The sequence below is a fragment of the Brevundimonas pondensis genome, assembly GCF_017487345.1.
GTDB lineage: Bacteria > Pseudomonadota > Alphaproteobacteria > Caulobacterales > Caulobacteraceae > Brevundimonas > Brevundimonas pondensis.
In genome coordinates this window covers 2,257,533-2,282,396 of sequence record NZ_CP062006.1, presented here as the reverse complement: position 1 = coordinate 2,282,396, position 24,864 = coordinate 2,257,533, and the positions used below count along the sequence as shown (strand labels likewise).

Annotated in this window: 21 protein-coding genes; 16 read left to right on the top strand and 5 right to left on the bottom strand. The window is 65.7% G+C overall.

Translation table 11 applies throughout. The features are described 5' to 3' along the window. The first annotated feature begins 161 nt into the window (after positions 1-161). The 4 genes from IFE19_RS11355 to IFE19_RS11340 are packed head-to-tail and all read left to right on the top strand — an operon-like array spanning position 162 to position 3,654. The gene (locus IFE19_RS11355; protein WP_207822392.1) at positions 162-1,283 is read left to right on the top strand and encodes an ABC transporter permease; all 1,122 of its coding nucleotides are present in this window, start codon (positions 162-164) and stop codon (positions 1,281-1,283) included. After that, entirely contained in the window at positions 1,280-2,071 is a 792-nt protein-coding gene (locus IFE19_RS11350; protein ID WP_207822390.1) for an ABC transporter ATP-binding protein, read from the top strand. The genes IFE19_RS11355 and IFE19_RS11350 overlap by 4 nt, the downstream gene beginning before the upstream one ends. Before the next feature lie 15 nt (positions 2,072-2,086). After that, on the top strand, positions 2,087-3,025 hold the full coding sequence (locus IFE19_RS11345; RefSeq protein ID WP_207822388.1) for an MlaD family protein: 939 nt from the start codon (positions 2,087-2,089) through the stop codon (positions 3,023-3,025). Beyond that, positions 3,022-3,654, top strand: a complete 633-nt coding sequence (locus tag IFE19_RS11340) for an ABC-type transport auxiliary lipoprotein family protein (RefSeq protein ID WP_207822387.1) — start codon at positions 3,022-3,024, stop codon at positions 3,652-3,654. The genes IFE19_RS11345 and IFE19_RS11340 overlap by 4 nt, the downstream gene beginning before the upstream one ends. 97 nt (positions 3,655-3,751) lie before the next feature. Here the strand turns inward: IFE19_RS11340 and IFE19_RS11335 are convergent, their stop codons facing one another. Then, on the bottom strand, positions 3,752-4,402 hold the full coding sequence (locus IFE19_RS11335; RefSeq protein WP_207822385.1) for a 3-oxoacid CoA-transferase subunit B: 651 nt from the start codon (positions 4,400-4,402) through the stop codon (positions 3,752-3,754). Continuing rightward, positions 4,402-5,106 (bottom strand): CoA transferase subunit A, encoded by a 705-nt coding sequence (locus tag IFE19_RS11330; RefSeq protein WP_207822383.1) that lies wholly within the window; start codon positions 5,104-5,106, stop codon positions 4,402-4,404. Before IFE19_RS11330 ends, IFE19_RS11335 begins: the two co-directional genes overlap by 1 nt. A 194-nt stretch (positions 5,107-5,300) precedes the next feature. On the opposite strand from IFE19_RS11330, the gene IFE19_RS11325 reads away from it, so the two are divergent. After that, a complete protein-coding gene (locus IFE19_RS11325) occupies positions 5,301-7,760 on the top strand; it encodes a S9 family peptidase (protein WP_207822381.1) in 2,460 nt (819 codons plus the stop codon). Positions 7,761-7,919: 159 nt separating this feature from the next. Here IFE19_RS11325 and IFE19_RS11320 read toward each other — a convergent pair whose 3' ends face one another. After that, positions 7,920-8,810 (bottom strand): LysR family transcriptional regulator, encoded by an 891-nt coding sequence (locus tag IFE19_RS11320; RefSeq protein WP_207822380.1) that lies wholly within the window; start codon positions 8,808-8,810, stop codon positions 7,920-7,922. Positions 8,811-8,913: 103 nt separating this feature from the next. Between IFE19_RS11320 and IFE19_RS11315 the strand changes: the two genes are divergently transcribed. From IFE19_RS11315 to IFE19_RS11285, 7 genes are all read left to right on the top strand, one after another. Beyond that, positions 8,914-11,067 carry a malate synthase G gene (locus IFE19_RS11315; RefSeq protein WP_207822378.1) on the top strand — a complete coding sequence of 718 codons (2,154 nt, stop codon included), beginning with the start codon at positions 8,914-8,916 and terminating at the stop codon, positions 11,065-11,067. A gap of 341 nt (positions 11,068-11,408) precedes the next feature. Next, positions 11,409-11,885, top strand: a complete 477-nt coding sequence (locus tag IFE19_RS11310) for a hypothetical protein (protein ID WP_207822376.1) — start codon at positions 11,409-11,411, stop codon at positions 11,883-11,885. A gap of 223 nt (positions 11,886-12,108) precedes the next feature. Further along, complete coding sequence (locus IFE19_RS11305; RefSeq protein ID WP_207822375.1) at positions 12,109-12,870, top strand: hypothetical protein; 762 nt, start codon at positions 12,109-12,111, stop codon at positions 12,868-12,870. A gap of 74 nt (positions 12,871-12,944) precedes the next feature. Then, on the top strand, positions 12,945-13,775 hold the full coding sequence (locus IFE19_RS11300; RefSeq protein WP_207822372.1) for a hypothetical protein: 831 nt from the start codon (positions 12,945-12,947) through the stop codon (positions 13,773-13,775). A gap of 212 nt (positions 13,776-13,987) precedes the next feature. Then, positions 13,988-14,821, top strand: a complete 834-nt coding sequence (locus tag IFE19_RS11295; RefSeq protein ID WP_207822371.1) for a fimbrial biogenesis chaperone — start codon at positions 13,988-13,990, stop codon at positions 14,819-14,821. Next, positions 14,818-17,352: a fimbria/pilus outer membrane usher protein gene (locus tag IFE19_RS11290; protein ID WP_207822368.1), complete on the top strand. Its 2,535-nt coding sequence runs from the start codon at positions 14,818-14,820 to the stop codon at positions 17,350-17,352. The genes IFE19_RS11295 and IFE19_RS11290 overlap by 4 nt, the downstream gene beginning before the upstream one ends. A gap of 17 nt (positions 17,353-17,369) precedes the next feature. Further along, on the top strand, positions 17,370-18,278 hold the full coding sequence (locus IFE19_RS11285) for a hypothetical protein (protein ID WP_207822366.1): 909 nt from the start codon (positions 17,370-17,372) through the stop codon (positions 18,276-18,278). A 90-nt stretch (positions 18,279-18,368) separates the two neighbouring features. On the opposite strand, the gene IFE19_RS11280 is transcribed toward IFE19_RS11285, so the two are convergent. Then, positions 18,369-18,800, bottom strand: a complete 432-nt coding sequence (locus IFE19_RS11280; RefSeq protein WP_207822364.1) for a hypothetical protein — start codon at positions 18,798-18,800, stop codon at positions 18,369-18,371. A 192-nt stretch (positions 18,801-18,992) separates the two neighbouring features. After that, positions 18,993-20,336 carry an MFS transporter gene (locus tag IFE19_RS11275; RefSeq protein ID WP_207822362.1) on the bottom strand — a complete coding sequence of 448 codons (1,344 nt, stop codon included), beginning with the start codon at positions 20,334-20,336 and terminating at the stop codon, positions 18,993-18,995. Positions 20,337-20,526: 190 nt separating this feature from the next. Here IFE19_RS11275 and cyoA point away from each other — a divergent pair, with 190 nt between their 5' ends. Genes cyoA through cyoD form a run of 4 tightly spaced genes read left to right on the top strand, consistent with a single transcriptional unit; the run spans position 20,527 to position 24,820 of the window. After that, a complete protein-coding gene (gene cyoA / locus IFE19_RS11270; protein WP_225910254.1) occupies positions 20,527-21,759 on the top strand; it encodes a ubiquinol oxidase subunit II in 1,233 nt (410 codons plus the stop codon). A gap of 13 nt (positions 21,760-21,772) precedes the next feature. Then, entirely contained in the window at positions 21,773-23,782 is a 2,010-nt protein-coding gene (gene cyoB / locus IFE19_RS11265) for a cytochrome o ubiquinol oxidase subunit I (RefSeq protein WP_404822127.1), read from the top strand. Between the two features lie 4 nt (positions 23,783-23,786). After that, positions 23,787-24,431, top strand: coding sequence for a cytochrome o ubiquinol oxidase subunit III (cyoC, locus tag IFE19_RS11260; RefSeq protein ID WP_207822358.1), 645 nt, complete (start codon positions 23,787-23,789; stop codon positions 24,429-24,431). Beyond that, positions 24,428-24,820, top strand: coding sequence for a cytochrome o ubiquinol oxidase subunit IV (gene cyoD, locus IFE19_RS11255; protein ID WP_207822355.1), 393 nt, complete (start codon positions 24,428-24,430; stop codon positions 24,818-24,820). The genes cyoC and cyoD overlap by 4 nt, the downstream gene beginning before the upstream one ends. Positions 24,821-24,864: the final 44 nt, after the last annotated feature.

Genomic DNA, 24,864 nt, shown 5'->3' with positions numbered 1-24,864 from the left:
GAACGAAACCTCGCGACCGACGTTGATAAAGCTGCGCCGTAGGCAGGGAGGGCGAGTTTGTCGGTCAGACCAGTGGGAAGTCATCGGACGTTGACAGCTGCGGCGCGGCTGGGTCTAAGCCTTGCCATGGGCCTTCTTTCGCCAGTGTCGAAGACTGATCAATGAGCCGGGCGGCACAGTATCAAATTCAGGACGGGGAAGAGCAGGCGGCGATCCTGCGACTGTCGGGCGACTGGTCTACGACCGGCATCGGCCGGCAGGGCGACCGTCTGGAGAAGGATCTGGCTGGCCGCGCCGTTGTCGCGCTGGACCTGACCGAGCTTGGGCGTTTTGATACGGCGGGCGCCCTCGCGCTGGCCCAGGCGACGGGTCAGGCCATCCCGGAGACGGCCTGGAGCGAGCGCCCCGAAGCGGGCCGCATCTACGCCATGGTCGAGAAGCTGGACCGTGAATCCTGTACGCCGCCGCGTCGCTCGCATCCGGTGACGCGCACGTTCGCCAAGATCGGCCTGGGGGTTTATGACTTCCTGGCGGAGGCCATGCTCTCCTTGGCCTTCCTGGGGCGCTTGATCGTTGCTGTGGGCTTGGCGCTCAGGCAGCCCGGCGCTATCCGCTGGCCAGCCTGGTTCAGCCAGGCCGAGCGGGCGGGATTGGACGCCATCCCCATCATCGCCGTGACCAACTTCTTTATCGGCGCCGTCATCGCCTTCCTGGGCGCCAACCTGCTGACCCAGTTCGGAGCAGGCGTTTTCACGGTTCAGCTGGTCGCTGTGTCGGTGCTTCGCGAATTCGCCGTGGTCATCACCTCGGTCCTGCTGGCAGGACGATCGGCGTCTTCGTTCGCTGCGGAGATCGGCTCGATGCGGATGAATCAGGAGGTCGACGCCATGCAGGTCATGGGCGTGGACCCCTTCCAGGCCCTGGTGATTCCGCGTCTGGCGGCCATGCTCATCATGCTGCCTCTGCTGACCTTCGTCGGCATGGTGGCGGGGCTGTTCGGCGGCGCTTTGGTGACCTGGAGCGAGCTGGCCTATGGCCCGGCCTTCTTCATCCAGCGCATCACCGAGGACCCGATGATGGACACCCATCTGATGGTCGGCCTGGTCAAGGCGCCGGTCTTCGCCGTGGTGGTGGCTGCTATCGGCTGTCGTCAGGGCATGTCGGTGGCCGGGGATGTAGAGAGCCTGGGACGCCGGGTGACGGCGGCCGTGGTGCAGGCCATCTTCGCCATCATTTTCCTCGACGCCGTCTTCGCCATGATCTTCCTGGAGCTGAACCTGTGACGCCGCGTCAGGAAACGTCGAAGCGCGACAATGTCATCGAGGTGCGCGGCCTGTTGAGCCAGTTCGGGGATCGGGTCATTCATCAGGACCTCGACCTGGACGTGCGGCGTGGCGAGGTGCTCGGCGTCGTCGGCGGCTCCGGGACCGGCAAGACGGTGTTGCTCAACTCGATCATCGGCCTGAAGCAACCCGAGGGCGGCACGGTCAAACTGTTCGGCTATGACCGCGACGCGATGACCAAGGCCGAGGCCGCCGAGGTCGAGCGGCGCACCGGCGTCCTGTTCCAACAGGGGGCGCTGTTCTCTTCGCTGACGGTGCTGGACAATGTGGCCTCGCCCCTGGTCGAACACACCAATCTGCCGCGCAATACCATTCGCGAACTGGCCGAGATGAAGATCGCCATGGTCGGTTTGAAGCCTGAGGCCCTCTACCTGAAGCCGGCGGAACTGTCGGGCGGGATGCGCAAGCGGGTTGGTCTGGCTCGCGCCCTGGCGCTGGACCCGGAACTGATCTTCCTGGACGAGCCGACGGCGGGGCTGGACCCGATCGGGGCGGCGGCCTTCGATCAGTTGATCCGCGATCTGTCGGACGATCTGGATCTGACGGTCTTCATGATCACCCACGACCTCGACAGCCTTTACGCCATCTGTGACGAGGTGGCGGTCCTGGCCGACAAACACGTCGTTGAAAAAGCCACGGTTCAGGAACTGGAGCGTTCCGATCATCCGTGGATCAAGGAATACTTCCTGGGGCCGCGCGGACGCGCCGCTCACCAGAGCGCCGCCTGAGGAGAGCGGGACGAGATGGAAAGAGACGCCCACTACGCCGCCGTCGGCATCGCCACAGTCGCCCTTTTGCTGGCGCTGGCCGTGTTCACGATCTGGTTGGCCCGCCTGCAGTTCAACAACGACTACGATGTCTATGACATCGTCTTCTACGGTCCTGTGCGCGGCCTGTCCGAGGGCGGCGAGGTGCACTTCAACGGCATCCGCGTCGGCGAGGTCACGGCCCTGAACCTGGACCCCAAGAAGGGGGATCAGGTCATCGCCCGCGTGCGTCTGAACGGCACCACCCCGGTGCGCGTCACCTCGCGCGCGCAGCTGGAGCCTCAGGGTATCACCGGTCTGAACTACATCCAGATCACGGCCGGCGAGCCGAGCAGCCCCCTGTTGAAGACCCAGTACCCCGACAACGTCGTGCCGGTGATCCAGAGCCAGCCCAGCCCCATCGCCGAGCTGCTCAGCGGATCGGGCACGGTGCTGGCCCAGACCGTTGACGCCCTGAACCGGATCAACCGGGTCATGTCGGACGACAACATCCGCAGTTTCTCGTCCAGCGTGAAGAACGTCGAGGCCCTGACGGCCGAGCTGGAGGCCCGCAAGGGCATGTTCCAGCAGCTTGAGGAGACGATCACCAAGGCCAACGCGGCAGTCGGCGAGTATCAGGCCCTGGGCGTCAGCGCGCGGCAGATGATCGACGGCGACGGCAAGCAGGCCATCGCCAACATCAACGCCGCCACGCGCGAGGCCCAGGCCGCCATCGCGTCGATCAACCGCTCGGCCACGGGCCTGGAAGGCCCTCTGGGCGACTTCGGAACGCAGACGGTGCCGCAGTTGAATGACACCATCCGCCAACTGGATCAGGCGACGCGCTCGTTGCAGTCGTTGGTCGACAATGTGCGAGAAAGCCCGCGCGATTTCATCGCCAAGGCGCCGTCCAAGGAAATCGAGGTGCAGCCGTGATCCGTTCTTCTCTTCTGATCGCTGCAGCGTCGGTCGCATTGTCCGGGGGCTTGGCCGGTTGCGCCCTGCTGGCCTCGCCTGATCCAGTTCAGCTCTATCGCTTTGGCGGGGCTTCGGCCTATGCCGGAACGGGCGCGACCTCGGCCTGCCCGGACGTCCATGTCTCCATGCGGCGGGTGGACTTCCCCGAGGCCGCGCGCGGCGACCGCATCCTGGCGGTGACCGGGGCCGAGGCGGCCTACATCAAGGGCGCGCGCTGGGTGTCGCCGGCTGAGACCCTGTTCGAGGAGGCCCTGCGCAACGCTTTCGCCGATGGCGGGACCTGCACGGTTCTGAGCGGCGGTCCGTTGACGCGCGACGGGCTTCTGCTGAGCGTGGACGTGCGGCGTTTCGAGGCGGCCTACGCCGCGCCGGGCGCCGTGCCGGACGCCAACATCGTGGTGCTGCTGCGCCTGATCCGACCGGGTGACCGCACCATTGTGGCCGAGGACCGCATCTCGGTCAGCGAGAGCGCCGGCGAGAACCGCCAGTCGGCCATTGTCGCCGCTTTCGATCGCGCCACCGCCGAGGCCAGCCGCCAGATCGTCCTCTGGACGGACCAGCAGGGTTTCCGGGCGACGCGGGACTAGTTTCCCCCTCGGGCGACGCGGGACTAAAGAAAAACCCCGGCGGCCTCGCGGTCGCCGGGGTTTCGCTTTTCAGGCGGCCAAGTCGGCCGGGCGCGGTTCAGCCCAGATTGGCCGCCACCGTGTAGTTGGCCTCGGTCTTGGCCGCGACCTCGTCCAGGGTCACGCCGTCAGCCAGTTCAATCAGCTCCAGGCCCGAACCGTCCGGCTTGACGTCGAAGACGGCCAGGTCGGTGATGATGCGGCTGACCACGCCCGTGCCGGTCAGGGGCAGGCTGCATTCTTTCAGGACCTTGGACTGGCCGTGCTTGTTGGCGTGATCCATGACCACGACCACGCGCTTGACGCCCGCGACCAGGTCCATGGCGCCGCCCATGCCCTTCACCAGCTTGCCGGGGATCATCCAGTTGGCGATGTCGCCGTTCTGGGCCACTTCCATCGCGCCGAGGATCGACAGGTTGATGTGGCCGCCGCGGATCATGGCGAAGCTGTCGGCGCTGCTGAAATAGGCCGACTCGGGGATCTCGGTGATCGTCTGCTTGCCGGCGTTGATCAGGTCGGGGTCTTCTTCGCCCTCATAAGGGAAGGGGCCCATGCCCAGCATGCCGTTCTCCGACTGCAGGGTCACGACCATGCCCTCGGGGATGTAGTTGGCCACCAGGGTCGGGATGCCGATGCCCAGGTTCACGTAGAAGCCGTCCTGCAGCTCCTTGGCGGCGCGTTCGGCCAGTTGTTCGCGGGTACGGGCCATCAGACGGCTTCCTTCTGACGAACAGTGCGCTGTTCGATGCGCTTCTCGGACACGGTCTGGATCAGGCGGTCGACGTAGACGCCCGGAGTGTGGATGTGGTCAGGGTCCAGCGAGCCGACGGGGACGATTTCCTCGACCTCGACGACCGTGACCTTGCCGGCGGTGGCCATCATCGGGTTGAAGTTGCGGGCCGTCTTGCGGAACACCAGATTGCCGCGCTCATCGGCCTTCCAGGCCTTGATGATGGCCAGGTCGGCGACCAGGCCGGTCTCCATCACATAGTCGCGGCCGTCGAAGTTGCGCACTTCCTTGCCCTCGGCGACCAGGGTGCCGACGCCGGTGGCGGTGAAGAAGGCGGGGATGCCCGCGCCGCCCGCGCGGATGCGCTCGGCCAGGGTGCCCTGGGGGTTGAACTCCAGCTGCAGTTCACCGGCCAGATACTGACGCTCGAACTCCTTGTTCTCGCCGACGTAGGACGAGATCATCTTGGCGATCTGCTTGGTCTCCAGCAGCTGGCCCAGGCCGAAGCCGTCCACGCCTGCGTTGTTGGAGATGACGGTCAGTCCCTTGACGCCCGAGGCCTTCAGGCCCGCGATCAGGTTTTCGGGAATGCCGCACAGGCCGAAGCCGCCGGACATGACGGTCATCCCGTCAAAGGTCAGGCCCTCCAGCGCGGACGTGACATCAGCGTAGATCTTGCGCATCGCTCTCCCTTTTTCACCGTCTGATGAATATTGCGGTCTTACCCGTCCATAAAGCGGGCGAGGGCGGCGGGCAAGCGTCTGTAAGGCAGACAGCTCTTCCCGGCGGCGCTTTACAGTTGACCCTTGGGCAAGCCGCCCCCTAGACCAGAGCGCCGCGATAGTTTCCGGCAGCAAGAAACTCGGGGGAAACGTCCATGCGTCGTCAACTGTTGAAGCAGGCCCTGCCTGCTCTGGTCATCCTGGCCGCCGTGCCGGCCCTGGCCATGCCCGCCGCCGCTCAGGCGCCCGCTGCGCCGACCTATCAGCAGCCGCCGCAGCCAATCGCCCAGATCCTGGATTCCAAGCCCAATCCGACGGCCAGCCTCAGCCCGGATCGCAAGACCCTGTTGCTGCAAGATCGCTCCAGCCTGCCGAGCATCGCCGAACTGGCCGAGCCCATGCTGCGTCTGGCCGGGTATCGCATCAATCCGCAGAACAACGGCCCCGCCAACAGCCGGGTGACCTGGCTGACGGGGCTCAGTTTCCAGACCGTCGAGGGCGGCGCGGCCCGCCCTGTCGCAGGTCTGCCCGCCAATGCGCGCCTGACCAATGTCAGCTGGGCCCCGACCGGCAAGGCCGTGGCCTTCCTGCTGAACACGCCGAGTGGACTGGAGCTGTGGACCGCCGACGTCGCTTCGGCCCAGGCGCGGCGCCTGACGGGACCGAGCGTCAACGCCGCCGCCGGTTCGGGTTTCAGCTGGCTGCCTGACGCCTCGGGTCTGCTGGTTCAGGCCGTGCCGGCCGGTCGTCGCGCCGCCCCCGATGTGACGCGCCCGCCCTCGGGCCCGACCGTGGCCGAGACCGGCGGCCGAGCGGCCCCGGTGCGCACCTATCAGGACCTGCTGTCCGACGCGGGCGACGAGGCCCTGTTCGATCACTACTTCACCAGCCAGCTGACCATCGTGCCGCTGAACGGTCGCGCGCGAACCCTGGGTCAGCCTGGCGTCTTCCTCGGCGCCTCGGTGTCGCCGGACGGCCGCTTCATCCTGCAGACGCGCGCCAAGAAGCCCTATTCCTATGTCGTGCCCGCCAGCCTGTTCCCGGCTGACGTGGTCATCACCGATCTGAACGGGCGCGAGGTTCACCGCGTGGCTGATCTGCCGCTGCGCGACAATGTTCCGACGCCGTTTGACGCCGTGGCCCCCGGCCCGCGTTCGGCCCAGTGGCGCGCCGACGCCGACGCCACCCTGGTCTGGGTCGAGGCCCAGGACGGCGGCGATCCGCGCAACGCCGCAGAGGTGCGCGACCGTGTCTTCATGCTGCCGGCGCCCTTCAATGATCGCCCGCGCCCCCTGATCGATCTGAAGGAGCGTTATGCTGGCGTGCAGTGGGGTCGCGACGACGTGGCCATCGTCAACAGCCGCTGGTTCAACACCCGCCACGAGACCCGCACCCTGGTCGATCCGTCGAACCCCGGCGCTGGCCGCATTCTGGTCGATCGCAATTATCAGGATCGTTACAACGACCCGGGCGCGGTGGTGGTCGAGCCGAACGCACGCGGCCGTTCGACCATCCGCTTCACCGCCGACGGCTCCAGGGTCTTCGTCGAGGGCGACGGCGCAACGCGTCAGGGCGAGTATCCCTTCCTCGACACTCTGGATCTGAAGACCGGCGAGACGGAACGCGTCTGGCGCTCGGCCCAGGGCGAATATGAAACCGTCGTCGGCATCCTGGACGACGCGGGCCGCAAGCTGGTCACCTATCGTGAAAGCCGCACCGATCCGGCCAACCTGCGTCTGCGCGATCTGGACGGCGGCGTGACGCAGTTGACCCAGTTCCCCGATCCAGCGCCGCAACTGGCGGACGTGAAGCGCGAGCTGATCACCTATACCCGCGAAGACGGGGTCCAGCTGTCGGGCACCCTCTATCTTCCCGCCGGTTACGACAAGGACCGCGATGGGCCGCTGCCGCTGGTGATGTGGGCCTATCCGGCGGAGTTCACCGACGCCGCCGTGGCCGGTCAGGTGGTCGATACCGAGAACCGCTTTGTGCGTCCGACGGGCATCAGCCATCTGTTCCTGCTGACCCAGGGCTATGCGGTTCTGGACAACCCCTCCATGCCCATCGTCGGCAAGGACGGGGCCGAGCCGAACGACACTTACATCGAGCAGCTGTCGGCCAGCGCCAAGGCGGCGGTCGATGCGGTGGTGGCTCTGGGCGTCGCCGACCGCGACCGGATCGCCGTGGGCGGTCACTCTTACGGCGCCTTCATGACCGCCAACCTGCTGGCCCACACCGACCTGTTCAAGACGGGGATCGCGCGGTCGGGCGCCTATAACCGCACCCTGACGCCGTTCGGCTTCCAGGCCGAGCAGCGTTCGTATTGGGAGGCGACCGAGACCTATACGGAGATGTCGCCCTTCACCTACGCCAACAAGGTCAATGAGCCGATCCTGCTGATCCACGGCGGGGCCGACGACAACTCCGGCACCTTCCCGGTGCAGTCCGAGCGCTTCTATGCGGCGCTGAAGGGCAATGGCGCGACGGTGCGCTACGTCGTCCTGCCGCTGGAAGCTCACGGTTACCGCGCGCGGGAATCGGTCGGCCACACCCAGTGGGAAATGGTCACCTGGCTGAACCGCTATCTGAAGCCGACGACGGCGGCGGCGCAGTAACCTAGACCCTTCTCCCCTTGAGGGAGAAGGTGCCCCGGTAGGGGCGGATGAGGGGTGTCGGCTCGACGCTGGATTAGGAGTCGCCAGCCCAGTTTCCTCGCACCCTTCATCCGTCTTGCTTCGCAATCCACCTTTTCCCTTAAGGGGAGAAGGAAGGGGTTACCTGTCCCATTCTGGCACATCGCCGTACAGGCCGGTCAGAAAGTCGATGAAGGCCCGCACCCGGGTTTCAGCCCGCGCCCGTCCGGCGGTCAGGGCGAAGACGGCGACGTCGGACGCCCCGGCATATTGCGGCAAGACCCGCAGCAACCGCCCGTCGCGCAGTTCATCCCCCACGTCCCAGGTCGAGCGCAGGGCGATCCCGGCGCCAGCCAGCACCAGTTCGCGCGCCACCTCGGACGAATTGGTCCGCACCCGGCTGCGGGCGCGGAAGGCGACGGGGCCGTCGGGGCCTTCCAGCCGCCAGGCGGACTGGTTTTCGGCCGCCAGTTGGGCGTGGTGGCGCAGGTCGTCCAGCGTCTGCGGCGCTTGGTGTTCAGCCAGATAGGAAGGTGCGGCGCACAGGACGCGGCGGTTCGGGGCGAGGCGGTGCATGGCGGGGTCAGTGGCTTCATAGCTGCCGATGCGCACGGCCACGTCCACATCCTCGGCCATCAGATCGACGAAGGCGTCGCTGAGGTTCAGTTCCAGCGTTAGTCGCGGATGGGCGTCGAGGAAGGGCGTCAGTAGCGGGGCCAGCCGTCGCCGCCCGAACGAGGTCGGAGCCGAGACCCGCAGCAGGCCGCGCGCCTGGGTGGTGCGGCGCGACACCAGGGCCTCCAGATCCTCGACCCCGTCCAGCAGCTGCATCGCCCGGTCATAGACCAGCCGCCCGGCCTCGGTCGGGGCCAGTCGCCGCGAGGTGCGCTCGATCAGTCGCACGCCCAGCCGGTCCTCCAGTCGCGCCAGCCGCCGCGAGGCCACGGCGGGCGACAGGTCCAGCCGTCGGGCGGCGGCGGACAGGCTGCCTTCCTCCAGCGCCCGGACGAAGATCTCATACTCGGCCAGCATGGCGCGGTCTCATCGTTGCGATTTATGCAAAGATAGCCGTCGATCTTCGCCGTGGCTAGGCGGCGGGCTGACCGCTAGGGTTCGGGCTCAAGGAGAAGCCGCCATGACCACCACCTATGTCCGCCACGGAAGCCTGAGCGTCGCCGCCGAACTGGACGCCTTCGTGCGCGACGAGGCGGCGCCCGGCACGGGCGTGACGCCCGACGCCTTCTGGGCCGGGCTGGAAGGGCTGCTGGCGGATTATGCGCCCAAGAACCGCGCCCTGTTGGCGCGCCGCGGCGAACTGCAGACCCAACTGGACGACTGGCACCGCGCCCATCCGGGGCAACCGGACCCCGACGCCTATCAGGCCTTCCTGCGGGAGATCGGCTACATAGAGCCCGAGCGGGCCGACATCCGCGCCGAGACCGCCAATGTCGATCCCGAGATCGCGACCATGGCCGGGCCGCAGCTGGTCGTGCCCCTGACCAACGCCCGCTATCTGCTGAACGCCGCCAACGCCCGGTGGGGCAGCCTGTACGACGCCCTCTACGGCACGGACGCCCTGGGCGAGGCGCCCAAGCGCGGCGGCTATGACCCCGAGCGCGGGGCGAAGGTCATCGTGCGCGCCCGCGCCCTGCTGGATCAGGCGGCGCCTTTGGCCGAGGGCGGTCATGCCGAGGCGGTGGAGTATCGCATTGAAGGCGGGCGACTGGTCGTCGCCCTGTCCGGCGGGCGGACCACGGGCCTAGCCGATCCGGCGGTCTTTGTCGGCCATGCGGGCGAGGCGGCGACGCCGTCGGGCGTGCTGCTGCGCCACAACGGCCTGCATCTGGAGATCGTCATCGACCGCGGCCATTCGATCGGGCGCACCGATCCGGCGGGCGTCGCTGACGTAGTGGTCGAGGCGGCCCTGTCGGTCATCGCTGACGCCGAGGACAGCGTTGCGGCGGTGGACGCCGAGGACAAGCGGCTGGTCTACGCCAACTGGCTGGGCCTGATGCGCGGCGACCTGTCGGCGGGCTTCGTCAAGGACGGCCAGACGATGCAGCGGCGCATGAACGGCGACCGTATCTATACGGCGGCGGACGGTTCGGCCCTGACGCTGAAGGGCCGCAGTCTGCTGATGGTCCGAAACGTCGGCCTGCATCTGACGACGGACGCGGTGCTGGACGGGGAGGGGCGCGAGGTTCCCGAGAGCCTGATCGACATCGCCATGACCGGCTTGATCGGCCTGCACGACCTGAAGCGCCCGGCGGATCAGCGCAACAGCCCGGCGGGCTCCATCTACGTGGTGCGGCCCAAGATGCATGGCTCCGAAGAAGTCGCCTTCGCCGACGCCGTGTTCGGTGCGGTCGAGAAGATGGTCGGCCTGCCGCCGCTGACGCTGAAGATGGGCATCATGGATGAGGAGCGTCGCACCAGCGTCAACCTGGCCAACTGCATCGCGGCGACGAAGGGGCGGGTGGCCTTCATCAACACCGGCTTCCTGGATCGCACCGGCGACGAGATCCATTCGGTGATGGAGGGCGGGCCGGTGGTCCGCAAGGAAGCCATCCGCAATACCGGCTGGATCAAGGCCTATGAGGACCGCAACGTCGACATCGGCCTGAAGGCCGGTCTGTCGGGCCGCGCCCAGATCGGCAAGGGCATGTGGGCCGCGCCCGACCGCATGGGCGAGATGCTGGCGACCAAGGCGGGCCATCCGCGCGCCGGGGCCTCGACCGCCTGGACGCCGTCTCCCACGGCGGCAACGCTGCACGCCCTGCATTATCACGAGGTCGACGTCTGGAGCCGTCAGGCCGAGATCGCGCAACGTCCGGCTACGGGCCTGACCTCGTTGCTGACCCCGCCGTTTGCGACCGAGGCGCCGTCGGCCGACGAGATCCGGCAGGAGCTGGATAACAACGCCCAGGGCATCCTCGGCTACGTCGTGCGCTGGATCGATCAGGGCGTCGGCTGCTCCAAGGTGCCGGACATCCACGACGTCGGCCTGATGGAGGACCGGGCCACCCTGCGGATCTCCAGCCAGCACCTGGCCAACTGGCTGCGCCACGGCGTGGTGACGGAAGGCGAGGTGAGGGCGGCGCTGGAACGGATGGCTGTGGTGGTGGACCGCCAGAACGCGGGTGACGCTGCCTATCGCCCGCTGGCCCCGGCTTTCGACGGCCCGGCCTGGAGCGCGGCCTGCGACCTGGTGTTCAAGGGGCGCGAGCAGCCCAGCGGTTATACCGAGCACCTGCTGACCGCCTGGCGGCGCCGCGCCAAGGCGCGATAAGGCCTGGACGCATACCGTCGCTGTCCCAAAATGAAGCGAAAGCTTGTCAAAGCTTGCCGATGACCGTAGAACGTCGGTCGTTAACGTTTCATTAACCCTTGCGGCTAGGGGCTGACGCCGTACCTGTAGCGAGGGTGTGCCAAAATGGGATGGCACATCTCTTGGAACGCTGACCAACGAACCCCCTCCTGGTGGCGGGGGCGCCGCAAGAGGGCGGCTGTGGGAGGCGAATGGTGGGCTGGTTTCTGACCACTTCCAAAGCGGAGTGCGCGAAGCGCGTCCGAGACACCGTGCGGACTTGCGCGGTTGTCGGTGTCGTCATGGCGGCGATGGCGTCTGGCGTGGCGCGCGCGGACTCGATCGAAAGCACCTCGGGCTTTGATGTGGCCGTGACCGGCCGCATCGTGGCTGATTGCCGTCTATCCGGCGGCGGCACGATCGATCTCGGCGAACTGACGGGCAATGAGGTCATTTCGGCTGACTTCGGCCTGCGTTGCAACGTGCCCTTCGATCTCAGCTTTGAATCGGCGCACGGTGGTCTGGCGCATGTCACCAAGCCGCGCGGCGAAGGACCTTTCGCCGGCACCCTGGCCTATACCCTGAATGTCGCGGTGCCGACCCTGGCGCCGCAGGACGGCATGATGAGCGCGGCCTATTCCAGCTCCGACCTGACCGCTCGCAAAACCCTGACCAGCGGCGAAGCCATCGCCGCCGGCGGCGGTCGTCTGCAGATCCGAACCCAGAGACCGCAAGGCGCGGGTCTTCTGGCCGGCGAATACGTCGAAACCCTGAACGTCACGCTTCAACCTAGAGTTTAGGTTGTTAAGTTGATCGATCAGTAGTCGGTCTTTTTGTCAGACTTTGTAAGTTCATTTGTATCTGAGTATTTTCCCCTGGTGGGCGAATATATTGAATTTACAATAAAACATTGTTTTTTTAGTTGACGTAACTTTTTACATTTCGTTAGTATCTCGACCAGATCGAGGAGGTTTCTCAATCTCGGTCGACAGAATTGTCAAAACCTCGCTTGGAGAACTTGTTATGAAAATCGCTACCCTGCTGGCCGGCGTCGCCGCCGTCGCCCTGACCGCCTCGGCCGCTTCGGCCGACACCATCAACCGCGGCCAGTTCGGCGGTAACGGCCCCCTGGCCGTGAACGTCCAAGGCGGCACCTTCCTCGGCGACATCGCCGCCGGCCTGAACCGTATCAACGCTCAGTCGGCCGGTTCGCCGATCTCGGCCTGGCACGCCTTCGGCGGTTCGCAAGGCGACAACGGCACGGCCGCGAACAACGACGGCGCGACCTTCACCCTGAAGGGCGTGGTTTCGACGGACTGCGCCTACTACTCGGGCAGCAGCAACTCGCAGACGATCGACTTCGGCACCATCGGCATCTTCGCTTCGGACAACACCGGTCCGGCCGCCGCCTTCGACATGACGGCCCCGGCCAATGTCACGATCGACAGCAACCTGGCGGGCTGCAACACCTCGAACACCGTGACCCTGTCCAAGTCGGACATCCGCGGCCTGGTGAACAACAGCTCGGCTGGTTACGACACCAACGTCTTCCAGGCCAACCTGCCGTTCTCGGTCACCGCCAACTACACCGCTGGCGCCGTCGGCGTGGCGGGCGCGGCTTCGCCGACCTCGCTGGTCCTGACCGCCGCTTCCAACAGCGTCAGCGCCCAGCACGGCGCCTGGAAGTCGGCCATGGCCCTGAACGTCAACATCCCGGTCCCCTCCAAGTCGCTGCTCGCCGGCAGCTACCAGGGCGACCTGACCGTCAACATCGCCGCCTTCTAAGCGACTGACGCCTTGCGGAGGGGCTTCGGCCCCTCCGTCTTCGGCGCCGTCCGCAGAACCTCAGGAAAATTCAGATGAAAACTGTTTCGCTTCTCGCGGGCGTCGCCGCCCTCGCTCTGTCCGCCGTCTCCGCTCAGGCTGGTGAAGTCTATCACGCCACGGCCACGACCGGCGCTCTGCCTGGGCCCACGGTCAACATCCCTGGTCTGGGCATGGGTTTTCTGAACCCCAACTCGACCATCAATGAAACTTACGCCCAAGGCGGCGTGCCGACTGTCGGTCGCGACTACCTGCAGGGCATCAGCCCGCTGGTGATCAACGACTCCAACGCCAATGTCTCGATGATCGAGATCAAGGGTCTGTCGGCTGACAACAATGGCACGGCCTCGCTGTCGGACGGCGCGACCTTCACCCTGAAGGGCGCTGTGTCGACGGACTGCGCCTACTACTCGGGCAGCAGCAACTCGCAGACGATCGACTTCGGCACCATCGGCATCTTCGCTTCGGACAACACCGGTCCGGCCGCCGCCTTCGACATGACGGCCCCGGCCAATGTCACGATCGACAGCAACCTGGCGGGCTGCAACACCTCGAACACCGTGACCCTGTCCAAGTCGGACATCCGCGGCCTGGTGAACAACAGCTCGGCTGGTTACGACACCAACGTCTTCCAGGCCAACCTGCCGTTCTCGGTCACCGCCAACTACACCGCTGGCGCCGTCGGCGTGGCGGGCGCGGCTTCGCCGACCTCGCTGGTCCTGACCGCCGCTTCCAACAGCGTCAGCGCCCAGCACGGCGCCTGGAAGTCGGCCATGGCCCTGAACGTCAACATCCCGGTCCCCTCCAAGTCGCTGCTCGCCGGCAGCTACCAGGGCGACCTGACCGTCAACATCGCCGCCTTCTAAGCGACTGACGTCCAATAGGGATTGCGCGCGGGGCGGCTTGGGCCGGCCCGCGCGTTTTCCTTTCAGTGATCATTGGTCGTTAGGGTTTCAGGGGTTTCGCCCTTGGCGCGAAGTTTGCGTGAAACGGCCAGGTCGCCATGGGGGCGGCTGGAATCGGGACGTCGCCTCAGGCGACGGATATGGGGAAGAGTTCGGTGATGGTGCGACGGGGCATGCGTTTCCCGCGGATGACGCGGTTCTTCGGCGGCATGGCGGCGCTGGTCGCGGGCCTGCTGTTCATCACGGCGGCATGGGCCATGCGGGTTTCCCCCATGGTGTCCGAGCTGACGACGTCAGGCGCCGGTTCGGCTGCCCGGATCGAAGTCGGCAACGTCGGAACAGCCGCTCTGCCGTTCGAGACCCGCATCACGCGCATGGACATCGACGCCGACGGCAATATCGTTGAAACCCCCGCCGATGAGGACTTCCTGGTCTTCCCGCCGCAAGGCCTGGTTCCTGTCAGCGGCCGCCAGGTCGTACGCGTCCAGTGGATCGGCGATCCAACCATCGAAGTGTCGCGCGCCTACTATCTGTGGGTGAAGCAGCTGCCGGTCGCCACCGACCCCAACGTGCCGGAAGGCGGCGGCGCGGTGGCGGTGCAGGTGCTCTACACCATGAAGGCCCTGATCGTGGTCGCGCCTCCCGGCGCGGAACCCAAGGTCGAGGTCGTATCGGTCAAGCCCGCCATGGTGACGCCGCCCGCGCCCGAGATCGATCCCTCGCTGACGGGCGGACAGCCTGTCGCCCAGCCTCCGGCCGAGCCGGGCGTTGAAATCGTCGTCGCCAACAGCGGCAAACGCTACGCCCTGATGAGCGGCGCCACCTGGGTGATCGAGGGCACGGACAAGGCGGGCCAACCTTTCCGCCGCGAATACACCAGTGACGAAGTGTCCAAAACCGTCGGCGTCGGCTACCTGGCGCCCGGCGGCGGCCGTCGGACCTTCAAGGTGCCGACCGGCGTTGAACTGGATCCCGCCAAACCTGTGAGCCTGCGGTTCGCGCGATGAGGAAGCGGGGGGAAACCATCAGGGGAACGGCGTCCAGCATCGCTCTGGTCGCGGCCATGCTGGCCGGGGCTGGGGCCGCGCGCGCTGAGAACGAACAGAATCTGGCAGGCGGCACGCCGGTCGATGCAGCGCAGCAGCGCCCGAACATCAACCCGTATGATCGCGACATCGCCATGACGGTGCCGCTAAACTTCAACCGGCGCGTGCTGGGCGAGATGCCGGTGCTGCTGACGCGCGACGACCGCTTCATCGTCGAAAGCGCGGGCTTCAAGCGTCTGATCGATCCCTTGCTGACGCCGGAGGCCCAGGCTGAACTGGCGGCGCGCCTGGAGGGGGTGGAGTCCTTCGCACCCGAAGAGATCAACACGACGGGCATCCGTCTGGAATACGACCCGGACCAGTTGGCGGTTCTGGTGCTGCGGATCGATCCGACCAAGCGGTCCATCGAGTCCCTGTTCCAGGGTGGTCGCCCGGACGAGCCCGGTGTCGCGCCCGAGGATTTCTCGGCCTATCTGAACACCAACATGCTGGTGCAGCGCCGTAATTCAACGGGCGATGTGGCGACGCCGAGCGTCTATCTGAACGGCGCTGTCCGTTTCAAGCACCTGGTCTTCGAGACGGATATTCAGGGACGCGAGGACCTGTTCACCGGCGACTATGAAGTGGATCGCCGCTACGCCCGCTTTGTCTATGACGAGCCCGAGGCCTTCCGTCGCTGGTATCTGGGCGACATGGATCCCGAAACGCGCGGACGCCAGGGCTATATCCAGATGGGCGGCGTTGGCGTCGCGCGTCAGCGCCAGCGGTTCGAGAGTTTCCGCAACAACGTCCTGGCCGGCGGTCGCCAGTTGGTGTTGCAGGAGGCCTCGACGGTTCGCGTGTTGCGCAACGGGGTCTTCGTGCGCGAGTTCCGTCTGGACCCGGGTCAGTACGACCTGTCCAACCTGCCGCTGGAAACCGGGTCGAACGACGTCCAACTGGAAATCCAGAACGAGTCCGGTCGTACCGAAACCGTCGCCTACAGCGCCTATCTGGACGCCATCGACCTTGAACCAGGCGATTATGAGTACGGCGCCTATCTGGGCGTGACCAATACGGGTCTGTTCGGATCGCCCGAGTACAATGACGGCGAGCTGGCCTTCACCGGCTACTGGCGCAAGGCCTTCGAGAATCGACCGGCCCTGGGCATTGGCCTGCAGGCGTCGGAGCAGGTGCAGAACCTGACCGGTCAGAGCCAGATCATCCTGAAGAACGGCGCGCGCGCGCGTCTGGACGCCTCGGTCAGCAACAGCGATCGCGGCGGCGGCTACGCCTACGCCCTGAGCTACGATCTGGCGGTCGATCAGGGCGACACCTACGACAGCTGGACCTTCGTGGCGGATTACACGTCCGAGGACTATGCCAGCCTGGGCAACGCCACGGCGCAGAATCCGATCTCGTGGATCTTTACGGGGGCCTATTCGCACAGGTTCTCGGCCGATTGGCTGGCTAACGCCACGGCCTCCTATCGTATGAGCCGCAGCGCCTTCCTCGATGATTCCTATACCCTCGGCGCGACGACCACCTATCGCGTGACGCCGGAGTGGGGACTGCAGTTCGGGGCCGAATACACGGATTACGGCAATACCTTCGGCACGACGCGCGACGGTTTCGGCTTCACGGTCGCCCTGATCTGGTCGCCACGCTACGATCGTCGTGGCGAGGCGCGCTACAGTTCGGCGCGCAACACCGGCAGCGTGCGCTTCCAGCAGTCGAGTGAGAACCGTGTCGGGTCGTGGGGCTATTCGGTCCAGTCGACCTATGACGACGGGCCCGGCACGGTGTCGGGTCAGGTCGACTATGTCGGCAATCGCTTTGACGCCAGCCTGTCGCACACCACCTTCGGCCAGTCCTTCAGCAATATCACCGAGGAACAGGTCACCACCTTGCGGCTCGGCAGCTCGATCGCCACGACGGGCGGCAAGGTCGCGATGGGGCGCAACATCTACGACAGTTTCGCCATCGTCTATCCACACGAAACGCTTGGCGATCACCCGGTCATCGTGGGCGAGTCGTTCGCGCGCGGGAACTACACCGCCCGCAGCGGCGCCCTGGGGCCGGCTCTGTCGAACACCCTGACCTCCTATGTGAACCAGTCGGTACGCTATGATGTGCTCGATGCGCCGCTGGGCTACGACATCGGCGAAGGCATCCTGCGCGTTCGGCCGACCTACAAGAGCGGCTATTCCGTCCAGGTCGGCAGCGACGCCTTCGTTTCGGCGCTGGGCCGCATCGTCGGCAACGGCGGTCGCCCGGCGGCCCTGCTGTCGGGGCGGGTTCGTCCGGTCGACGAACCGAACGCCGAGCCGGAACTGTTCTTCACCAACTCGGTCGGCCGTTTCGCCGTTCAGAAGCTGAAGCCGGGCAAGACCTATCGCGTTGATCTGTTCACCAGCCCGTCGGCCGGGTTCGAGTTCTCGGTGCCGGCGGACAACGAAGGTCTGCTGGACATGCAGACCGTCACCCTGCCGATCGACGTGCCGGAAGAATGACTGGAAGGAAGATGACCATGATCTCCGGATCCCTTCGCACCACCCTGACGGCGGCCGCCGTCGCCTTCGGCGCCCTGGCGCTGGCGGGTCAGGCCTCGGCGCAGGCCAAGTGCAACCTGACTCTGGACCCCGGCGCCGACCAGTGGATCATTCGCTACAATCCGCTGGAGGACGACTCTGCGGTGCGCGATTTTGATCTGGCCCTGATCAACAGTGGTCAGACGCCCTGCAACGGTCGCTTCAACGTCTCGCTTCGCGGTGAGCCGTACGGCCTGGGCGCGCCCGGAACGCGGGTGCGCGTGCCCTACGTCATGCGTGACGAGCAGAGCGGCGCGGATCTGACGCCGCGGTCGGGAACCAGCGGCATCGTCACCGGCTCCCAGATCCACGTGCCGAAAGACGGACGGGAACTGGCGCGCATTCGTGTCGCCGTGCAGCCGCCGGCCAATCTGCCCTACGGCCGCTATACCCAGACCGCCTACATCGCCTTGCAGGCCGCCAGTGGCGACGTGCATGCCGAGCGTCCGGTGACCCTGGTGCTTGAGGCCGCGGCGGCCACCATCATCGGCCTGAAGGGCGAGTTCACTCGCCAGAACGGGATTCCGACCATCAGCCTGGGCGAATTGAGCGAGGGGACGCGCGCGCTTAACACCTCGGTCTATGTTCACAGCACCGCTGGCTACCGCGTGTCGGTTACGTCCCAGAACCTGGGCCGCCTGCGTCAGGCCGGTACGCCCTGGTATATCGACTATGGGCTGCAACTGGGTTCGCGGAACGTCAACCTGACCGCGCCCTACAGCTTCGACGTGGTTTCGGCCCAGGCGCGTCGGGACGACTACCCGCTGACGGTGCGTATAGGCGACACCTCGGGCAAGCGGGCAGGGGATTACAGCGACATCCTGACCTTCACCGTCGCCGCGATCTGATCGCGGCGGCGCCAGCCGCCTTGATGTTTGCCGAATACGAAAACGCCCCGCAGATCCTGCGGGGCGTTTTTGTTGTCGGAGATCAGGGGATCAGATCGGCTGGATGGTCAGGGCCAGGATCAGGGGCTCGTCCAGTTCGACCTCGTCGAAGCGATAGTCGACGGTGCGGATGGTCGCCATATTGGAACGGCGCAACTCCAGCATCCCGGTCTTGGCCAGGTCCAGGGCGCGATCACCGTAGATGATCCTGGCCTTTTCGCTGGTGCCGAGCGGGCGGTATTGAGCCGAGACGGTGAAACCGCCCGGGCTGTTGCAGGCCTCGACGACAGAGCCGGTGCGGCCGGTTTCGGCCATGACCGTGCTGCTGGGGCGCACCCAGCATGACACGGGCACTGTCGCTTTCAGGCGATAGGAATAGCCCGCGGTCGGGCCGGCCGAGGCGACTTGCGGCGCCAGCATGGCGGTCAGGCCGGCGGCGAGCGCCAGCAGGGTACGGCGTTTTGCCGACTTCAACTTGGTCATGACGTCCTCATCACCCTTGATTTCAAGAGCGACGATACGCAACGCCTCTTAACTTCAGGCGATCAGACAGGCTTAGCGGGGACTGAAGCCTTATTGTAAACTGGCGATAACCTTGTTGACCTGAAGCGCGCATGAAAAAGGGGCGGAACCTGCAGGTCCGCCCCTTTTCCGTTTCTCATGAAGGTCTGACCATCAGGTCTTGGCGCCGGCCCGGCCGCGGCCTAGTTCGCGGTTCAGCCACAGGGCCAGCAGGGTGCAGACGGCGCCCGACAGCAGATAGCCGCCGCCCGCCACCAGGCCGAACTTGCCGGATAGGGCCAGAGCCGCCAGAGGGGCGAAGCCCGCGCCGAACAGCCAGGCCAGGTCGGAGGTCAGGGCCGAGGCGGTGTAGCGGTTCCCCAAGCTGAAGCTGGAGGCGATCGAGCCCGAGGCCTGGCCGAACGACAGGCCCAGCAGGACGAAGCCCAGGATCATGTAGGCCAGTTCGCCCATGGGGCCGCCGTCCAGCATCTGCGGCGCGAAGCCCGAGAAGGCGGCGATGCCGGCGGCGGTGACGGCCAGCAGGGCGCGACGGCCGTAACGGTCGGCCAGCCAGCCTGAGGCCAGGATGGCGATCAGGCCGAAGACGGCGCCGACCAGTTCGATCATCAGGAAGCGGCTGGGGGATTCTTCCGTGTAGAGGAAGACCCAGGACAGCGGGAAGACCGTCACCATGTGGAACATGGCGAAGCTGGCCAGAGGAGCGAAGGCGCCGATGACGATGCCGCCGCCTTCTTCGCGCACGGCCTTGGTGACCGGGGCAGGGTGCAGTTCCAGCGTCTCGAAGGCGGCCTGGAAGGCGGGCGTCACCACGATGCGCAGACGGGCGAACAGGGCCACGACGTTGATGGCGAAGGCCACGAAGAAGGGATAGCGCCAGCCCCAGTCGAGGAAGTCGGCGGCCGACAGCTTGCTGAGGAAGTAGGCGAACAGGGCGCTGGCCACGATCAGGCCGAAGGGCGCGCCCAGTTGCGGCACCATGGCGTACCAGCCGCGACGGTTCTCAGGCGCGCTGACGGCCAGCAGCGAGGCCATGCCGTCCCAGGCGCCGCCCAGAGCCACGCCCTGACCGATGCGCAGGACGATCAGCATGACCGCCGCCCAGTGGCCAACCTGATCATAGCTGGGCAGGAAGCCGAGGCAGACCGTCGATAGGCCCAGCAGGAAGAGGGCGATGGTCAGCTTGGTCCCGCGCCCGAAGCGTCGGTCGATCTCGATGAACAGGGCCGTGCCGAGCGGGCGGGCGATGAAGGCCACGGCGAAGACGGCGAAGGACAGCAGGGTCCCGCCCAGCGGTCCCGCATAGGGGAAGACCAGCTGCGGGAAGACTACGACCGAGGCGATCGCATAGACGAAGAAGTCGAAGAATTCCGACGTGCGACCGATGATCACGCCGATCGCAATTTCTCCGGCGTCGATTTTGCCGTGTCGCGCGTTGATCTGGCTGGCGTCCCGTTCGAGGGACTCTGAAGAAGGCGCGCCGCTGGTGGCGTTCATGACCGATGACGTTCCCTGGACCCGAGCGCGACACGCGCGCCGACATGGTAAGAATGACGAAAGCGGCCATTTGCTCCCGATCCTCGTCGGGGGGGATAGGACGGATTGTCCAATGTCGCCATTTGGCGGGCGGCGCTACGGGCCGCGCACGATGACCGAGCCAGCACCCAATTTCCGGACAGGAGCCTTCGTGCGCCGCCTGCGACCTCTCTTGCTATTGCCGCTCCTGGCCCTGCTGCCGGGCTGTGAAGCTGTTGTCCTGTCGCCCGCGGGCGACATCGCGGTGCAGCAGCGCGATCTTCTGGTTTGGTCGGTGGTGCTGATGCTGATCATCGTCATCCCCGTGATGGCCATGATCATCTTCTTCGCCTGGAAGTACCGGGAGTCGAACAAGGAAGCCCGTTACGAGCCGGACTGGGATCACTCGACCCATCTGGAACTGGTGATCTGGGCTGCGCCGCTGCTGATCATCATCTGCCTGGGCGCGATCACCTGGTCGGGCACCCACCTGCTGGATCCCTATCGGTCGCTGGACCGGGTCAACAAGGGGCAAGCCGTCGCCGAGGGCGTCGAGCCGCTTCAGGTCAACGTCGTCGCCATGGATTGGAAGTGGCTGTTCATCTACCCGGAATACGGCATCGCCACGGTCAATGAACTGGCCGCGCCGGTGGACCGGCCGATCCGTTTCCACATCACCTCGACGGGGGTGATGAACTCCTTCTACATCCCCGCCCTGGCTGGTCAGATTTACGCCATGCCGGGCATGGAGACCAAGCTGCACGCCGTCATCAACCATCCGGGCGAATACGTCGGCTTCTCGGCCAACTATTCCGGCGACGGCTTCTCCAACATGCGTTTCGCCTTCCACGGTCTGGATCAGGCGGGCTTTGATCAGTGGGTCGCCGGCGTGCGCGCCGACAGCAGGAGCCTGGACCGTGAAACCTATCTGGAGCTGGAAAAGCCCAGCGAGAAGGTGCCGGTCATTCACTACGCCTCGGTCGACGAAGGCCTGTTCGACGCCGTGCTGAACATGTGCGTCGAGCCGGGCAAGATGTGCATGGGCGAGATGATGGCCATCGACAAGAAGGGCGGCCTGGGTCTGACCGCCGTCCACGCCACCTGGCCCCTGGTCCACGACAAGTACGCCCGCCGCGGCCAGGCCGTCCTGGGTTCGGGCGAGTCCTACGTCATGGCCGTCTGCACCCCGCTGGAGGCCGAGAAGGCCGCAGTGGACGCCGCCCGCCGCCGTCAGGAGCTGGCCGTGCAGATGACTCGTTCGGCTCCGAGCGAACAGATCATGGGCATGGGGCTGGCCCGTCCGGGGCAAGCCGCCCGCACCGAAGTCGCCGCCACCACCGGCTGGCCCTTCGCTCCCCGTATTCCTGCGCCGACCGCGGCCGACGCCTCCGCGTCCCAATCCTGAGCGCCTGACCGACATGTCTATTGAGCAAATCGCATCCATGATCTTCGGCCGGCTGGACTGGAACGCCCTGCCATTCCACGAGCCGATCCTGGTCGTCACCTTCGCCGTCGTCGTGCTGGGCGGCCTGGCGACCCTGGGCCTGATCACCCGCTACAAGCTGTGGGGCTACCTCTGGACCGAGTGGTTCACGACGGTCGACCACAAGAAGATCGGCATCATGTACATGATCCTGGGGATCATCATGCTGCTGCGCGGCTTCGCCGACGCGGTCATGATGCGTCTGCAGCAGGCCATGGCCTTCGGCGGGGCCGAGGGTTACCTGAACGCCCACCACTACGACCAGATCTTCACCGCTCACGGCGTGATCATGATCTTCTTCGTGGCCATGCCCCTGATCACCGGTCTGATGAACTATCTGGTGCCGTTGCAGATCGGGGCGCGCGACGTCTCCTTCCCCTTCCTGAACAACTTCAGCTTCTGGATGACGACGGCGGGCGCGGTGCTGGTCATGGCCTCGCTGTTCATCGGCGAGTTCGCGCGCACGGGCTGGCTGGCCTATCCGCCGCTGTCGGGCATCGGCTACAGCCCCGGCGTCGGCGTGGACTACTATATCTGGGCCCTGCAGATCGCGGGGGTGGGGACCACCCTGTCCGGCATCAACCTGATCGCGACCATCGTGAAGATGCGCGCGCCGGGCATGGGCCTGATGAAGATGCCGGTCTTCACCTGGACCTCGCTGTGCGCCAACGTCCTGATCGTGGCCTCCTTCCCGGTGCTGACGGCGGTTCTGGCCCTGCTGACGGCTGACCGTTACGTGGGCACCAACTTCTTCACGAACGACTTCGGCGGCAACCCGATGATGTACGTGAACCTGATCTGGATCTGGGGCCACCCCGAGGTCTACATCCTGATCCTGCCGCTGTTCGGCGTCTTCTCGGAAGTCACCTCGACCTTCTCGGGCAAGAAGCTCTTCGGCTATACCTCCATGGTCTATGCGACGGTGGTTATCACCATCCTGTCCTACCTGGTGTGGCTGCACCACTTCTTCACCATGGGCTCGGGCGCATCCGTGAACTCCTTCTTCGGGATCACGACGATGATCATCTCGATCCCGACAGGGGCCAAGTTGTTCAACTGGCTGTTCACCATGTACCGCGGCCGCATTCGCTTCGAGCTGCCGATGATGTGGACGGTCGCCTTCATGCTGACCTTCGTGATCGGCGGCATGACGGGCGTCATGCTGGCTGTGCCGCCGGCGGACTTCGTCCTGCACAACTCCCTGTTCCTGATCGCCCACTTCCACAACGTCATCATCGGCGGCGTGCTGTTCGGTCTGTTCGCGGCCATCAACTTCTGGTGGCCCAAGGCCTTCGGCTTCAAGCTGGACAAGAAGTGGGGCCTGGTCAGCTTCTGGTGCTGGGTGGTCGGCTTCTGGGTCGCCTTCGCCCCGCTCTATGTCCTGGGCTTCATGGGCGTGACGCGGCGGATGCGGGTCTTCGACGATCCGTCCTACCAGATCTGGTTCATCATCGCGGCGGTCGGCGTTGGCATCATCGCCGTCGGCATCCTGGCCATGCTGATCCAGTTCGCCGTCTCGATCCTCAACCGCGACAAGCTGCGCGATGAGACGGGCGACCCCTGGCACGGTCGCACCCTGGAGTGGTCCACCTCCTCGCCGCCGCCGGATTACAACTTCGCCAAGACGCCGATCATCCATGACTCGGACGCCTGGTGGGACATGAAGACGCGCGGCTATGAGCGGCCGACCGACGGCTACAAGGCCATCCACATGCCGTCCAACACGGGGGCGGGCGTGATCCTGGCCGGTCTGTCGACGATCGTGGGCTTCGCCCTGATCTGGTACATGTGGTGGCTGGCGGCGCTCGGCTTCTTCGCCCTGATCGCCTACGCCATCTTCCACACCTTCAACTACAAGCGCGACTACTACATCCCGGCCGAAACGGTGCAGGCGACGGAAGACGCGCACACCAAGGCCCTGGCGGCCGCAGCGGCGAAGGGATGATCCGATGAGCCACGCAGCTTCCCTGAACCCTGACTACGTCGACGAGGCCGGGCGGCCGATCTACCACCCGGTCGAGGAGCCGCATCACCCGGAAGGCCACAGCACCATGCTGGGCTTCTGGATGTATCTGATGAGCGACTGCCTCATCTTCGCGATGCTGTTCGCTGTCTATGCCGTGATCGGCGGCAACTACGCCGCCGGCCCCGCGCCCAAGGACCTGTTCGACCTGCCGCTGGTGGCGCTGAACACGTCGATGCTGTTGCTGTCGTCGATCACCTACGGCTTCGCCATGCTGGCCATGGTCAAGAACCGCACGGCCCAGATGCAGACCTGGCTGGCGATCACCGGCGTCTTCGGTCTCTGCTTCCTGGGGATCGAGCTCTATGAGTTCGCCCACATGATCCATCTGGGCGCCACGCCCCAGCGCAGCGGCTTCCTGTCGGCTTTCTTCTTCCTGGTCGGCACCCACGGCCTGCACGTCACCTTCGGCTGCATCTGGCTGGTCACGCTGATGGTGCAGGTGTGGCGCAAGGGTCTGATCCCGGCCAACAAGCGCCGGCTGATGTGCCTCAGCCTGTTCTGGCACTTCCTAGACGTCATCTGGATCGGCGTCTTCACCTTCGTCTATCTGTTCGGGATGCTGCGATGAGCGTCGAGGCCCACAACGACCACGCGGTCGATCATCATCACGACGATCATCACCACGGCGACGACCACGATCACGGCTCGTTCAAGACCTATATGATCGGCTTCCTGCTGTCGGTCGTGCTGACGGCGATCCCGTTCTGGCTGGTCATGACCGAGGCCCTGGCGCCTCAGACGACCGGTCTGGTCATCACGGCCTTCGCCGTGGTCCAGATCATCGTGCACATGGTCTTCTTCCTGCACATGAACCACAAGTCCGAGGGCGGGTGGAACATGCTGGCGCTGATCTTCACCATCGTCGTGGTGGTGATCGCCGTCGCCGGTTCGGTCTGGGTGATGTATCACCTGAACACGAACATGATGCCCACCCACGACATGCAGACCATGGGCTGAGCCTGACGGCCAGCAGGGGAGAAGCGCCATAGAGCCGACGTCGC

Coding starts and splice junctions, on each gene's coding strand:
- IFE19_RS11320 (WP_207822380.1), bottom strand. CDS start 8,810: ATGCTGGCCGAGTATGAGATCTTCGTCCGGGCGCTGGAGGAAGGCAGC.
- IFE19_RS11345 (WP_207822388.1), top strand. CDS start 2,087: ATGGAAAGAGACGCCCACTACGCCGCCGTCGGCATCGCCACAGTCGCC.
- cyoB (WP_404822127.1), top strand. CDS start 21,773: ATGTCTATTGAGCAAATCGCATCCATGATCTTCGGCCGGCTGGACTGG.
- IFE19_RS11280 (WP_207822364.1), bottom strand. CDS start 18,800: ATGACCAAGTTGAAGTCGGCAAAACGCCGTACCCTGCTGGCGCTCGCC.
- IFE19_RS11325 (WP_207822381.1), top strand. CDS start 5,301: ATGCGTCGTCAACTGTTGAAGCAGGCCCTGCCTGCTCTGGTCATCCTG.
- IFE19_RS11290 (WP_207822368.1), top strand. CDS start 14,818: ATGAGGAAGCGGGGGGAAACCATCAGGGGAACGGCGTCCAGCATCGCT.
- IFE19_RS11330 (WP_207822383.1), bottom strand. CDS start 5,106: ATGCGCAAGATCTACGCTGATGTCACGTCCGCGCTGGAGGGCCTGACC.
- IFE19_RS11335 (WP_207822385.1), bottom strand. CDS start 4,402: ATGGCCCGTACCCGCGAACAACTGGCCGAACGCGCCGCCAAGGAGCTG.
- cyoD (WP_207822355.1), top strand. CDS start 24,428: ATGAGCGTCGAGGCCCACAACGACCACGCGGTCGATCATCATCACGAC.
- IFE19_RS11300 (WP_207822372.1), top strand. CDS start 12,945: ATGAAAACTGTTTCGCTTCTCGCGGGCGTCGCCGCCCTCGCTCTGTCC.
- IFE19_RS11285 (WP_207822366.1), top strand. CDS start 17,370: ATGATCTCCGGATCCCTTCGCACCACCCTGACGGCGGCCGCCGTCGCC.
- cyoC (WP_207822358.1), top strand. CDS start 23,787: ATGAGCCACGCAGCTTCCCTGAACCCTGACTACGTCGACGAGGCCGGG.
- IFE19_RS11315 (WP_207822378.1), top strand. CDS start 8,914: ATGACCACCACCTATGTCCGCCACGGAAGCCTGAGCGTCGCCGCCGAA.
- IFE19_RS11355 (WP_207822392.1), top strand. CDS start 162: ATGAGCCGGGCGGCACAGTATCAAATTCAGGACGGGGAAGAGCAGGCG.
- IFE19_RS11275 (WP_207822362.1), bottom strand. CDS start 20,336: ATGAACGCCACCAGCGGCGCGCCTTCTTCAGAGTCCCTCGAACGGGAC.
- IFE19_RS11295 (WP_207822371.1), top strand. CDS start 13,988: ATGCGTTTCCCGCGGATGACGCGGTTCTTCGGCGGCATGGCGGCGCTG.
- IFE19_RS11305 (WP_207822375.1), top strand. CDS start 12,109: ATGAAAATCGCTACCCTGCTGGCCGGCGTCGCCGCCGTCGCCCTGACC.